The organism is Sedimentibacter sp. (assembly GCF_038562225.1).
In the GTDB taxonomy this organism is placed as follows: Bacteria; Bacillota; Clostridia; order Tissierellales; family Sedimentibacteraceae; genus Sedimentibacter.
Genome location: NZ_JBCFAS010000002.1, coordinates 664,125 through 676,821, shown reverse-complemented (window position 1 = coordinate 676,821; position 12,697 = coordinate 664,125). Strand labels below are relative to the sequence as shown.

The following is a 12,697-nucleotide window of genomic DNA, read 5'->3' as shown; positions in this document are numbered from 1 at the left end:
AAGGCTCCTTTGAATTTTCAAAGGAGCCTTTACACTTGATATCATTCAACATGTGATTCAAGATACAGCTTCATTTTATGAAATGTTTCTTCACTGATTATATGCTCTATTCTGCAGGATTCCTTTTCTGCAGTTTCTTTTGTTACTCCAAGTGATACAACCAAAAAGTCTGCTATTGTCATGTGGCGTTCGTATACTTTTTCAGCAGTCTTTCTTCCTTGCTCGGTCAGAAGAATGTGTCCATTTTTGTCCACGTCTATGTATTTCGATTTTTTCAGTATTTTCATGGCTCTGCTGATGCTGGGTTTTGTATAGTTCAGCACGTTGGCTATGTCTATGGAGCGGACATAACCATTCCTGTTATGAAGCAGCAATATGGTTTCCAAGTAGTCCTCCCCGGATTCGTGAATCATGGCTTCCTCCTTGAATTGTTTTTCTGATTATAGCACAGACCTGGAAAATTATCAATATTGGGAAAAGAGCTTAAATATTATGCCATAAATGTTTACTAGTTCAAAAATAAGGTATAATTATAATGAATAAGAAAATTTAACATTTCTAATATAATAAAGGAGGCACCAATATGAAAAAAATACTAGTTCCCATAGACGGTTCGACTGCTTCTCAAAAGGCTGCGGAAAAAGCTGTTGAGTTTGCCAAACTGTTTGGCAGTGAAGTAACCTTCATGCATGTTATTTATGTTCCCGATACGGTTGGACATACAAAATACGGAATTTACATGGAATATGATTTCAAAGAGATGAAGCAGAAGATGGTTGAAACAGGTACGAAATTTTTGGACTCCTTCCTTGAGAATGTAGATTGTTCCGGTGTAGGAATCCAGAAAAAAATTGTTGTTGGACAACCATACGAGGAAATTCTGGGAGAGGCAGCTGAAGGAGCATTTGACCTTATTGTAATGGGCAGAAGAGGATTTTCAAAAGTTAAGAGATTTTTCGTCGGTTCGGTAACACAAAGGGTTATTTCCGATGCACCATGCCCCGTATTTGTGGTTTTGGAACAATAAAGAAGTGAGAAAAGGGTGCTCAGCAAAAATGCGGAAGCAGTTTTGCGCGTTCGGGGGACATAGGTCCCCCCAGCGGAGTTGCGGAGCAACTTTTTTATTTTAAATTAATGGAGTAAATTGATTTTACATGACGCATGGGATATAATGAAATAGTGTTATGGTCATATAACTTAAAGGTGATGCTATGTACAAAAAAACTGATGAATTTATTATAGGAATTACTGAAGAAATTGAACAGTCGGAACTGGAAAAGGACAATTTGGTTTTAACGGGTGTCGATGATGTCAAAAGAGCAATACGTAAAAGAGAAAGAGATTCCCACAAGGGTACATATGGAAAGGTAGCCTTCGTATCAGGCTCCAGGGGAATGGCCGGAGCTGCAGTCCTAAATCTCAACGCAGCCTTGAGAAGCGGTGCCGGTCTTGTTAAAGGATTCATTCCGAATACCATATACAATGTTGTAGAATCCATGTCCATTGAAGCCATAACACACCCGTTCAACGAAGAAAAGCTGTATTTTGATGAACTCTGCAGTGAAGTCCTTGCCTTTGGCGATGTTGTTGCAACAGGCTCGGGATGTGCCAATTTATTCAAGTATGAAAGTATTTTACACAGTCTTATGACAGAATGTCTATGTCCGCTTGTAATTGATGCAGAAGGGATAAATGTAATGGATCTCAAGCTGCTGAAAAAGCATGGACAGCAGATTGTTTTGACCCCTCATTACGGTGAAATGGCAAGACTGTTGGGAACAAGCGCCGGTGAACTGAGAAAAAACATTCCTGAAACTGCCAGAAGTTTCTCGTCGCAATATGATTCATACCTGGTGCTGAAAGGTGCCAGAACGGTTATTGCCTGTCCGGATGGAAGAGTCTTTGTGAACACAACGGGAAATCCGGGAATGGCTACTGCCGGCAGCGGTGATGTTCTGACAGGGATCATAGCTTCATTCATTGGACAGGGAATTGAAATAACACAGGCTCTGAAGGCTGCTGTTTACATCCACGGCCTGTCCGGGGACATGGCAGCAGCAGAATTGGGGGAATACTCCCTGATTGCAGGTGACCTGATAAGATATCTGCCTCATGCCTTTAATGAAATAATGAAATAATATTGGAAATGGTTCCGGAATGCTGTCCGGAACCTAAGCAAAAAAAAACCTCAACTTGTTTTCACAAATGAGGATAGTGGTAACTCTCTTCCTTAGCTAAGAAAGATTAACCCTTCTTTTCTTCATCTTCGTTTGAATCTTCCTTTTGTGATTCTGTTTTTATATCTTCAGTAGCCTTGTTGGCCTGTGCCTTGAATTGTCCAAAAGCTTCGCCTATGGATTTTCCAATCTCCGGAAGCTTGGAAGGCCCAAAGATGACAAGTGCAATTGCAAGTATCAGTATAAGTTCGGGTGCTCCGATTCTGCCCATATGAAACCTCCTATCTTTTATGAAATGTATTTTAACCGATTTGTCGGATTTAATCAAGATGTTATCTCTGGATTACAGCTCTCAAACAAAAATGCGTACAGCTGAATAATAAAACGAGGATTTCTCCCCGTTTATTTCGGACATAAGTTTCCGGCAGATAATCTGCCGGAAACTTTACCATTCTAATAAGTAAACAAGAAATTAAGCAAATTTTGCGTTAAGCAGTTCAACCATCTTTTTGGTTACATCTGCTGCAACGCCTGCGCAACGAGCTTTTCTCTCAGGGTCAGCCATTGCGTATCCTGATTTCTCCATAAATTTACCAACTGAATCCGCACACAATATTGAATCAGCCACAGTTGTTGGTAAATTAAGGTTTTCAGGCTGATATATAGGAAGCTCTGCTCCTCTGTACCAGGTTTCAAGCTCTCCCAAAACAGCTTTAGCTGTATCTGCATCGCATACCGCTCCGATGCAGGCTGCAGCGCATCCGATGGAACCGCATAGAGAAGCCTGAGTGAAGCCTGCTCCGTAGTTAGTAAAAATTTGCGCAGGATACTGATTGAACGGGTATCCAACCTGGTCTGCCAATGTACCGAAGAACCCTTCGGCTACGCCGGCACCTCAGCCGCCCTTTTCCTTATAGCCTTTGTAAGCTCTTTCTTCGGCTACTGCAGGATCAATTTTAGTGTAGGTGAACGGCCATGCAGGAGCTTGCAATGCGGAAGCTTCAGCTGCTGGTGCTGGAGCTGCCGGTGCCGGTGCTGCTTCCTGTGTTGAACATCCGGTCAACACGCCTGCAAGAGAACCGGTTACTGCTACGCCCGCAACAGTCATACCCATTCCCTTAAGAAAATCCTTCCTTGAGATTTGTTTGTTTTCTGTCATATTATTTCTCCCAATATAATTATAATATGTTAGACAAAAATGTCTTCTAATAAAATGATAGCATTATATACCGAATAATACAAGCATTATTTTCGATGAACCGGTTCATCTATATTGAAATATCAAAGAAAATTGATGATTCCAACATTTGTCGTAAAAAAATAATTTTATAAAAAACTTTATACAGTATAAAATAATTTTATATCAAACTATGAAATTTATTAGTTAATACAAGGTTATTTTGGGGTGCTCCGAGCATAGATTAATAAAAATTTGACAAATCAGTAATTAGAGAACGAAAAGATTGGTAAAAACAAACAAAAAACAAAAAAGGTAATAAAATGACTGATGATGTTTGCAAATTGCAAACTTCAGAATTGATCAACAATAAAAAAAGTGGCATAGCCACTTTTTTTATTGTGCCTGGTACATGCCCTTGCTTTCCATGTACTTGAATATTGCTTCTCCGTGCTGCTGCTCTTCCTTTTGAATGTGATTCAGGATATTTCTTACCTGTGTATCTCTGAACTCGAAAATGGCAGTATTGTATGCTCCTGAAACGTATTTTTCAGTCATGAGCATGTCTGTGCACAAATCCCTGTCATTTGTGTTGAAGTTTGAGTTTCCTTGCGAGCCGGACTGATTTGTGTTCTGGAAAATCATAGACTGCATCTGAGGCTGGCTTTGCTGCATAGAACCTGACTGCTGCGAGCCGGACTGCGAAGAACCGGATTGACCTCCGCCTTGCTGGTTCATGGCAGGCATTTGACCTTTGAGCAGTTGGTCGATTGTGTTGTAATGTTCCTGCTCGATCTGGCCGTTCTGCTTAAAGATATTTTTAAGCTGCTGATCCGATGCCAGGTTTGCGTAGTTGGAATACTTCTGGATACATATTTTTTCATGGTTTTTTTGATCTTCGAGAAGATATCTTTCTTTTGTTGAAAAATTCATATAAACACCTCCTTACAATATTATTTTCAAAATGGAGAAATCTATCCGTAAAAATATTTTTTAGATTTTAAAGGTTTTACATAAAACAAGTTGTCTATCTATTCAATTAATATTATAATGATATTATTATTCTGGCAACATTTGCTAATGAGACTAAAGTTCTAAGGAGACTAAAATGCGTTATACTATCGACAAATCAGTATTTGAGCTGAAAAAGGACATAAAATTCGGAATATTAGTCGGAGAAGACATAGTTAATTCCGATACGTCACCGGCAGATGAGGAAAGACTCAGAAAAGCCGAATCAAAGATGAGACAGAATATAAAGCCGGAGGAGCTGAGAAGTCTTCACAATGTTGAAATGTACAGGGATGTGATGACGAAATCCGGAATAAACCCAAACAAATATCCTCCGTCTGTGGAAGCGATGTTTAAAAGGATTATAAAAGGAGGTCAGCTTCCGGTAATAAACGCTCTGGTTGACCTGTGCAACGCCGTATCCATAGAGAACGGAATATCATTGGGAGGACACGACCTCAGGGACATACATGAAGATCTTGAAGTACGTTACAGCAGAAAAGGCGACATTTTTCTTCCATTCGGAGCAGAAAGCTATGAGGATGTTCCTGAAGGCGAGCTTGTATTCACCAGCGGAAATGTGGTTCAGACTCTGAAATGGGTGTGGAGGCAAAGCGAGCTGGGCAAGCTTACAAACGACAGCAGCAGTGTATTTTTTCAGCTTGTGGGCTTTGAATACTGTGAAGGCTCAACACTTAAAAATGCAATGGACCATATTGAACAGCTGGTCACTGACAGGTTCAAGGGCAGGGTAAAAAGGTATGTGGTTGATATAGACAATCCTTCCATAGAATTCTAGTATTGTTATAACATACCCCCAAAAAACAAATTGTCAGTACGAATTTTATTATGTATCTTGTAACACCACGATACGGTAATATAAATTAAATATATTGTAAATTGGAGGGAAATTTATGAACAAGAAACGCACGATTCAAATTTTGGCATTGGTGGTTGTGTTCAGCATGATTTTCACAACGGCTGCTTTCGCTGCCATGTCGCCGAACGGAATGCCGTTTGGTCAGGCTAAAAAGCTCGAAAGAACACAAAACACCTACCAGGAAGCTGCAAAGTACATGAAGGAAAAGCAAATCATGTTTGGTTACGGCAAGGATACATCCGGTGAAGATGTGTTTGGCTTTACGGACTATGTGAAGCGCGGTGATATAGCAGTGATGATTGCCAGAGCCTTCAAACTGAGTGTTACAATCGACACATTCACAGAAGACTTTCTGGATGTGGGAGATTCAGACTATTTCTATGAAGCCATAATGACTGCTAAAAAGCTGGGTATTGTTAAGGGAACAGACGGCAAGAACTTCAATCCCAACAAACTGGTTACAGTGGAGGAAGCCATACTAATGGTCGAAAGATCCGTTTCAGTGGCCAACAATAACGTGATGCTTGGATTTGAAGAACTGTACGACGATTTTGATCCTGAAGAAATAGGCGATGAGCTTCGTGACATCTTCAAGAATGAGTTGAAGGACTACGCAACAAGACAGGACATAGCACTGATGCTTTACTATGTTCTGACCGGAGAAGAGTATGACGGCGAAGTTGACGAAGAAAAAGACATTAAAGATATAACATACACAATTGAGGAAGACGATGATTATGTAACATTCAATGATGCTGACTTCACAAAAGCATTCAATGTTGAAGATGAGGAATTTGAATATGTAAGATTCATTTTTCCCGTAAAGAACGGAACATTGTACTATGACTATGATGAAGATGCCAGCAAGAACACGCTGGTTGATGAAAACACCAAGTACTATGACGGCAGCAGCAGTGACCACAAGCTGATAGACAAAGTCACATTCGTACCGAAAGACGGTTACAGCGGAACAACCTACATCCTGTACAAGGTAACAACTGATGATGACAACACTTACAAGGGACTCATCAAAATAACGGTTAATGTTGATGAAGAAGAAGAGGAAGATTTCGAAGAGCTGAGCACAATCAAGTACAGCATGGATGAAAACACACTGCTCAGATTCAAAGAAAGCAGCTTCAACAGCATTTTGGATGAATTCAAATTTGAAGTTCCTTCAAAAGTTAAGATGTATTACAACGTATCGTTAACAGACAACGATTTTGATGATTCCGGTGACTATAAGATTGACAATGATGACGAGTTTGAAGATGAAGACCTGGACCACATAGTGTTTGTGCCTAATGCGGATTTCACAGGCAAGGTTGAAGTGAAATACACTGCATATGACGGTGAAGATGCATACGAGGGAATTGTTCAAGTAACAGTGAAGGAAGTTCAGGAAATTCCGACTATGAAACTTTCAGTGGATGAAGAAGATGACGACAACCTGGTATTTGATTTTGAAGACGAACTGGATGACTTGACAGATAATGACGAGATATTCACACAAGACGTGTTTAATGCTCTTGACAACGTTCAATTTGAACTTCCGGATCAGGGAACTCTTCAGATAAAAACAGGCAGCAGCTTTGTGAATGTAAACAAGAGTACGAAGTATGACTTAAGTGACATAATCTCCATGAAATACATTCAGGTTGAAGATACTGACACTGCTGATGACATCGTAACAATTAACTTCAAGGCATTCGACGGCACCAAGGAATATGACGGCGTAATTGAAATAACAGTAGAAGATTAAGATTAATAATAAAAATGCTAATCCATTTGGATTAGCATTTTTTTATAGTTATAAGGTTACTTGCCAACCTTTTCCTTTTCAAAGAATTCTTTTGTCAGCTTGAACACTGTTCCGCTGAGTACAAGAACTGCTATAAGGTTAGGTATAGCCATGAGACCGTTCAATGTGTCTGCTAAGCTCCACACGAATTCCAATCCTCCAATGGCTCCTACCAGTACAAACGGTATCCATATAATTCTGTAGATCATTATTGATTTAGGTCCGAGCAGATATTCAAGGCATCTTTCGCCGTAATATTCCCAGCCAACTATTGTTGAGAAAGCAAAGAGCACTATACCGATTGATACAATATAACCGCCGCCGGGTATTGATTGGTTAAATGCTGCTGTAGTAAGAGCCGCACCTGTAAGACCGGATTCCCAAGCTCCTGATGTAATGATGGCAAGAGCTGTTATTGAGCAGATTACCAATGTGTCTGCAAATACCTCAAACACTCCCCAAAGGCCCTGGCGAACAGGGTGGTCTGTTGTAGCTGCAGCGTGAGCTATAGGAGCAGAACCAAGACCTGCTTCGTTGGTGAATACTCCGCGGGCAACACCGAACCTAATAGCCTTTGCAATGGTTGCGCCTGCAAAACCGCCTACGGCTGCTTTTCCTGTGAATGCTGATGAGAATATCAATGCGAAAGCTGCCGGAACTTTTGAGATGTTGGCGATGATTATTATAAGACCGCCAATAATGTAAATAGCAGCCATAAAGGGAACCAGTTTTTCTGTGAATGCACCTATTCTTTTGATTCCTCCTATAATAACCATTGCAGTAATTACTGCCAGCACAACACCTGTAATCCAAGGATTAAGATTGAAAGATGATTGCAATGCTGCAGCAACGGAGTTTGACTGTACCATGTTTCCTATGCCGAATGCAGCCAAGGCTCCAAACAATGCGAACAATACTGCAAGCCAGTTCCAACCCAAGCCCTTCTTGATGTAGTACATAGGACCTCCTACGAAACGGCCGTCCTCTGTTTTTTCTCTATAGTTAACTGCAAGAACAACTTCTGCAAACTTTGTAGTCATACCCAGTACAGCCGCAACCCACATCCAGAACACAGCTCCGGGACCTCCGGCTGCTATGGCTGTTGCAACACCTGCAATGTTTCCTGTTCCAACCGTTGCTGCCAAAGCTGTGGCAACTGCCTGAAATGCCGTTACTTCGCCTTCTCCTTTCTGTTCCTTTGTGAACATTTTTAACAAGGTGTTTTTAAGTATATAACCCAACTTTGTTATTGAAAAGAAACCGGTTCTAAAAGAAAGATACAAGCCTACTCCTACAATTAAAATCAATATAGGCGGTCCCCAAACTATTCCGTTAACAAGGTCGTTAATGTTCATAATTGTTTCCATAAATACCTCCAAAAATTGTTGTATCAATATGTTTACCAATAATATTAAAAAAAAACAAAATATTAATTATACCGAAAAACTGAAATTGTTTTTCTGACTAAGGGTAAATGCTTGAAAATTTATTACTCAATTTTTTAATTGATTTATCGCTTCTGAAAAACCAAGCGTTGAATTGAAGAACAAAAAAATTGCTTAGTCTACAGCAGCATATTTAATGCTGATAATAGGCTTTTTAAACCAGGCAAAAAAGCTAATAAATCCGCCGACGGTTATAGATAATGACATGAAGATTTGGAAGGGTTAATAAAATAAATCAAGATATGAAATGAAGGTAAAGGCCAAGTGAGAATCAAAGGAGAAGGCGGTTCCCAGTTTAAGTCTTTAGTGAAGAAATCTGATTACATTTATACCTTTTAGTCAGTAAGGAACGTTTTCATTTGAATTATACCATAAAAATATATTATATTCAAATACAATAAAATGAAAAATTCTTCATATTAGAAACAAGTGGCCTGTATTTCAAACTAAAACATTAAATTAATTTGTAATATGAGGTAAAGAAATAATAATTTCTTACAAAATATTAACATAAAGTTAAAAAAATAACATGCAAAACTGCATAAAGAAAAGTGAAATGGTTTTCTGACTTCGTGAAACTGGCAATTTGTCAATTACGGCATTACTATGATATCTTGATTTTCGGTTTTTATGTAATGTTAAATGAATTATGATCATAGATTTTTTATGCGTACTGCAAATAAAATTGGTTGTAATACTTGTTACAATATTATATAATGCGTTATATAATAGATAAAGGTGAGCATATGTCAAATATAAATATCAAGCCAATGAAAGAACCAAATAAGGTAATCAATTACTGGAAGAAAGAAAAATTTGCCGTCCTGTGCATTGTTGTTTTCGGGCTGGCGTACAACATCTCAATGGTTAGGGGGCCTGTTTACCAGGGCAGGCTTATTGATTCAATTGCCCAGGGCTCTGACGAGACGCTTAGAGCCGGTGCAAACTTTATGGCTGTAATAGCCATGATACAGATTTTCAGGTATTTCAAACGGTTTTACATAAGGCGTTTTGCAAACCGTACAGGTGCTGTAATGCGCTTCATGATATACAACAACATAATGAACATGAAAAAAGAAGAACTTGACAAGGAAAGTGCAGGCAACCTGACCACAAGGGCAGTTTCCGATGTGGAGCTTTGCGTGGAAGGAATGAGAAAGTTCACGACGGAAGTATTTGACACAGGAGTTATGATGGCGGCATACTTTGTCTACATGCTCTCTTACGATGTGAAGCTGACGGTTTCATCGATAATATTTGTTCCTGCAGCCATGGTTCTTGCGGAGAAGCTTAAGACCGTCATATACCGATACTCAACAGACTACAGGACGAAATCCAGCGAAGTGGCAGAGCTGACATACAACGCTGTGGAAAATGCCATGCTTTATCGAATAAGCGGAATTGAAGAACAAAACAGACTTAATTATAGAAACGAACTTGATGATCTGAAGACAAAGGCAATACAGGCAAACCTCCTTGAAAATTCAATGCACCCCATCTACAATGCCATAGCCATGATGGGAATTGTGACGGTTATCTACTTTGCAGGGTTAAAGGTTATAGAGGGGATATGGACCATAGGAACATTTTCTGCTTATGTAGCAATGTTTGGCGACCTGGCTCTCAAGGCAAGCAAGGCTGCCAAGCTTTTCAATTCAGTGCAGAAGTCACAGATTTCCTGGAATAGGATCAGGACTTTTCTCACTGATTGTAGGGAGCATGATGATAAAGTGTGGACAGACAATGATAAAATCAGCCTTGTTGTTGATAACCTCAGCTTTTCCTATCCAGGCTCAAAGGAAGACATTATACAGAACATATGCTTTGAGGCTGGTCAAGGTGAAATTGTCGGAATAACGGGACCGGTGGCCTGCGGAAAGTCCACTTTGGGACTATCATTTCTTGGCCTCTATCCTTACAGTGGAAGCATTAAGATAAACGGCAGAGAGCTTAATTGCATGTCCGAAAATGAAAGAAGTTCAATAATATCATACATGGGACATAACACTGAGCTTATGACAGACACCATTTACAACAACATAACACTGGGCAGCACCGGCAGCATTCATGAAGTTATCATGGACGTATGTTTTGGTACGGATATGGATGAAATGCCAAAAGGACAGGATACCATGGTAGGCAACCGCGGTGTTAGGCTCAGCGGTGGGCAGCAGTCAAGACTTGCTCTTGCCAGGACACTGTTTAACAAAAACAGTATAATAATACTTGACGATCCTTTTGCTTCCGTTGACATGAAGACTGAGGAAAGGATAATATTAAATTTAAGGACAAACTATAAAGACAGCCTTATTTTGATCATATCTCACAGGCTTTCCATATTTGAGAAGACAGACAAGGTTTTGTTCATGGAAAGCGGTAAGGAAACGATGGTTATGAACCACTATGAACTGCTTGAAAAATCTCCTCTTTACAGGGAAATATACAATTTGCAGCAGAATGCAGGTGATGAAGATGAAATATAAAAGCGTTAGGAATTCTGTAATGGGTACGGCCTCACGAAACAGAATAATGGTGCTGCTGCTTGCAGCGGTCACTGCTGCTGCTTCAGCAGCAAACCTGGTACCTCCTCTTATATTGAAAAAACTCATAGATTACAATTTCAATCTGAAAAGGCCAGATGGCCTGTTATATATGGGATTTATGTACATACTGGTCATTGTTCTTACCGGAGTGCTGAACTTTCTGAAAGAAGCTTTGCTGACCATTCTGGGACAGAAAATCACAAAGGACGTGAGACTCGACATGATGGAAAAGCTGGAAAAAGTCAGGGCCTCTTACTTCTCCGCGAACGAGACAGGGCAGATTGTTTCAAGACTTACCAACGATGTTGATGCCGTAAGTTCCATGTTCACATCCGGAATAGCAGGAATGACTGCAGACATCTTCAAGATAGCGGGAGTAATTTTTTCCATGTTTTACTTCAGCTCTTCCTTAGGAGTGATTTCGCTTATCATTCTTCCTCTTATATATGCTGCAACCAGGTTTTTTCAGAAGAGGATGCTTTCATCCCAGGTTGAAAACCGAAAGCAGATTGGCGAAGTGAACAGTCACATTTCGGAAAGCTTCAGGAACGTGCTCATGATTAAATCCTTTTCAAAGGAACATTACATGGAAAAAAAGTATGCGTCAGTTCTTGAGAAAAACTATCAGACGCTGGAAAAGGTGAATTTCTATGATTCAATCTTCTCTCCCGTAATCAGGATGATGAGGGCGGTGGTCATTGCCATAATAGCAATGCTTTCTGCCGGTGAGACAGGTTTTTTCGGCATATCATTGGGCACGGCAGCTGCAAGCATCGACCTCATAGCAAGTCTGTTTACACCGGTTGAAAACCTGGGAATGGAGCTGCAGAGCATACAGAAATCCATATCGGGAGTGAAAAGAATAAATGAGTTTTTTGCAGAGGAAGAAGACCTTAAGGAAGAGCTTGAAAAAGAACTTACCCTTAACAACATCCACATACACTTCGACAATGTATCCTTTGCATATGAAAAAGGAAGTGAGGTTCTAAAAAATATAAGCATGGAAATAAACCACGGTGAAAAAGTCACCTTTGTGGGAAGAACAGGAGTGGGGAAGTCAACATTGTTCAAGCTCATTGCCGGTCTGCTTAAGCCTGTGGAAGGAAAGATTACAATCAACGGAACCGACGTCTTTACCATACCTAACCATAACAAGAGAAAAATATTCGGCTATGTGGAGCAAAACTTTCATATGGTCAAGGGGACCGTGGCTGACCAGGTAAGCCTGGGAGACAGGGATATAACCATGGCTCAGGTCAAAAATGCGGTTGAGATGGTGGGGCTTGGCGATTATGTGGAGAATCTAGAAAACGGCTACGACACTGTGGTTAGTGGTGAAGGTATGTTTTCCCAGGGTCAAAAGCAGCTTTTATCCATAGCCAGAGCCATCGTCGCAAATCCCCCCATTCTGTTGCTTGATGAGATAACAGCAAATCTTGATTCGGTAACCGAAGATAAAGTCGTGTCGGTTCTGGAGAAGGCGGGTGGAAACAGGACCGTGCTTACAATATCCCACAGGCTGTCATCCATGGTTTCAGCTGACAAGGTTGCCATACTTGAAAGAGGAAAACTTAAAAATTACGGTAAGCCGGAAGAGCTGCTTAAAAGTGACGAATGGTACAGAAGCCGCATTAAGCTTGAAAAGTTAATCTGGTCGAAATGA

General features: G+C 40.2%; 11 protein-coding genes and 1 pseudogene. 6 read left to right on the top strand and 6 right to left on the bottom strand.

Annotated elements, in window-relative coordinates; genetic code table 11:
- Positions 1–41: 41 nt before the first annotated feature.
- Entirely contained in the window at positions 42–413 is a 372-nt protein-coding gene (locus AAGU76_RS09595) for a metal-dependent transcriptional regulator (RefSeq protein WP_342485256.1), read from the bottom strand.
- A gap of 170 nt (positions 414–583) precedes the next feature.
- Here AAGU76_RS09595 and AAGU76_RS09590 point away from each other — a divergent pair, with 170 nt between their 5' ends.
- Together AAGU76_RS09590 and AAGU76_RS09585 are read left to right on the top strand one after the other, a co-directional pair.
- Complete coding sequence (locus AAGU76_RS09590) at positions 584–1,027, top strand: universal stress protein (protein ID WP_342485255.1); 444 nt, start codon at positions 584–586, stop codon at positions 1,025–1,027.
- Between the two features lie 184 nt (positions 1,028–1,211).
- Entirely contained in the window at positions 1,212–2,138 is a 927-nt protein-coding gene (locus tag AAGU76_RS09585) for an NAD(P)H-hydrate dehydratase (protein ID WP_342485254.1), read from the top strand.
- Positions 2,139–2,244: 106 nt separating this feature from the next.
- On the opposite strand, the gene AAGU76_RS09580 is transcribed toward AAGU76_RS09585, so the two are convergent.
- From AAGU76_RS09580 to AAGU76_RS09565, 4 genes and pseudogenes are all read right to left on the bottom strand, one after another.
- Positions 2,245–2,448 carry a twin-arginine translocase TatA/TatE family subunit gene (locus tag AAGU76_RS09580; protein ID WP_342485253.1) on the bottom strand — a complete coding sequence of 68 codons (204 nt, stop codon included), beginning with the start codon at positions 2,446–2,448 and terminating at the stop codon, positions 2,245–2,247.
- 201 nt (positions 2,449–2,649) lie between these two features.
- Positions 2,650–3,048 (bottom strand): annotated as a pseudogene (locus AAGU76_RS09575) (C-GCAxxG-C-C family (seleno)protein); the annotation flags it as partial.
- 24 nt (positions 3,049–3,072) lie between these two features.
- The gene (locus AAGU76_RS09570) at positions 3,073–3,336 is read right to left on the bottom strand and encodes a hypothetical protein (protein ID WP_342485252.1); all 264 of its coding nucleotides are present in this window, start codon (positions 3,334–3,336) and stop codon (positions 3,073–3,075) included.
- A gap of 414 nt (positions 3,337–3,750) precedes the next feature.
- The gene (locus tag AAGU76_RS09565) at positions 3,751–4,287 is read right to left on the bottom strand and encodes a spore coat protein (RefSeq protein WP_342485251.1); all 537 of its coding nucleotides are present in this window, start codon (positions 4,285–4,287) and stop codon (positions 3,751–3,753) included.
- Between the two features lie 175 nt (positions 4,288–4,462).
- Here AAGU76_RS09565 and AAGU76_RS09560 point away from each other — a divergent pair, with 175 nt between their 5' ends.
- Positions 4,463–5,164 carry a phenylalanine--tRNA ligase beta subunit-related protein gene (locus tag AAGU76_RS09560; RefSeq protein ID WP_342485250.1) on the top strand — a complete coding sequence of 234 codons (702 nt, stop codon included), beginning with the start codon at positions 4,463–4,465 and terminating at the stop codon, positions 5,162–5,164.
- A gap of 115 nt (positions 5,165–5,279) precedes the next feature.
- Entirely contained in the window at positions 5,280–7,007 is a 1,728-nt protein-coding gene (locus tag AAGU76_RS09555) for an S-layer homology domain-containing protein (protein ID WP_342485249.1), read from the top strand.
- Positions 7,008–7,063: 56 nt separating this feature from the next.
- On the opposite strand, the gene AAGU76_RS09550 is transcribed toward AAGU76_RS09555, so the two are convergent.
- The gene (locus AAGU76_RS09550; protein ID WP_342485248.1) at positions 7,064–8,413 is read right to left on the bottom strand and encodes a sodium:alanine symporter family protein; all 1,350 of its coding nucleotides are present in this window, start codon (positions 8,411–8,413) and stop codon (positions 7,064–7,066) included.
- Between the two features lie 824 nt (positions 8,414–9,237).
- On the opposite strand from AAGU76_RS09550, the gene AAGU76_RS09545 reads away from it, so the two are divergent.
- Positions 9,238–10,974: an ABC transporter ATP-binding protein gene (locus tag AAGU76_RS09545; protein WP_342485247.1), complete on the top strand. Its 1,737-nt coding sequence runs from the start codon at positions 9,238–9,240 to the stop codon at positions 10,972–10,974.
- A complete protein-coding gene (locus tag AAGU76_RS09540; RefSeq protein WP_342485246.1) occupies positions 10,964–12,697 on the top strand; it encodes an ABC transporter ATP-binding protein in 1,734 nt (577 codons plus the stop codon). Before AAGU76_RS09545 ends, AAGU76_RS09540 begins: the two co-directional genes overlap by 11 nt.

Coding starts and splice junctions, on each gene's coding strand:
- AAGU76_RS09595 (WP_342485256.1), bottom strand. CDS start 413: ATGATTCACGAATCCGGGGAGGACTACTTGGAAACCATATTGCTGCTT.
- AAGU76_RS09590 (WP_342485255.1), top strand. CDS start 584: ATGAAAAAAATACTAGTTCCCATAGACGGTTCGACTGCTTCTCAAAAG.
- AAGU76_RS09585 (WP_342485254.1), top strand. CDS start 1,212: ATGTACAAAAAAACTGATGAATTTATTATAGGAATTACTGAAGAAATT.
- AAGU76_RS09580 (WP_342485253.1), bottom strand. CDS start 2,448: ATGGGCAGAATCGGAGCACCCGAACTTATACTGATACTTGCAATTGCA.
- AAGU76_RS09570 (WP_342485252.1), bottom strand. CDS start 3,336: ATGACAGAAAACAAACAAATCTCAAGGAAGGATTTTCTTAAGGGAATG.
- AAGU76_RS09565 (WP_342485251.1), bottom strand. CDS start 4,287: ATGAATTTTTCAACAAAAGAAAGATATCTTCTCGAAGATCAAAAAAAC.
- AAGU76_RS09560 (WP_342485250.1), top strand. CDS start 4,463: ATGCGTTATACTATCGACAAATCAGTATTTGAGCTGAAAAAGGACATA.
- AAGU76_RS09555 (WP_342485249.1), top strand. CDS start 5,280: ATGAACAAGAAACGCACGATTCAAATTTTGGCATTGGTGGTTGTGTTC.
- AAGU76_RS09550 (WP_342485248.1), bottom strand. CDS start 8,413: ATGGAAACAATTATGAACATTAACGACCTTGTTAACGGAATAGTTTGG.
- AAGU76_RS09545 (WP_342485247.1), top strand. CDS start 9,238: ATGTCAAATATAAATATCAAGCCAATGAAAGAACCAAATAAGGTAATC.
- AAGU76_RS09540 (WP_342485246.1), top strand. CDS start 10,964: ATGAAATATAAAAGCGTTAGGAATTCTGTAATGGGTACGGCCTCACGA.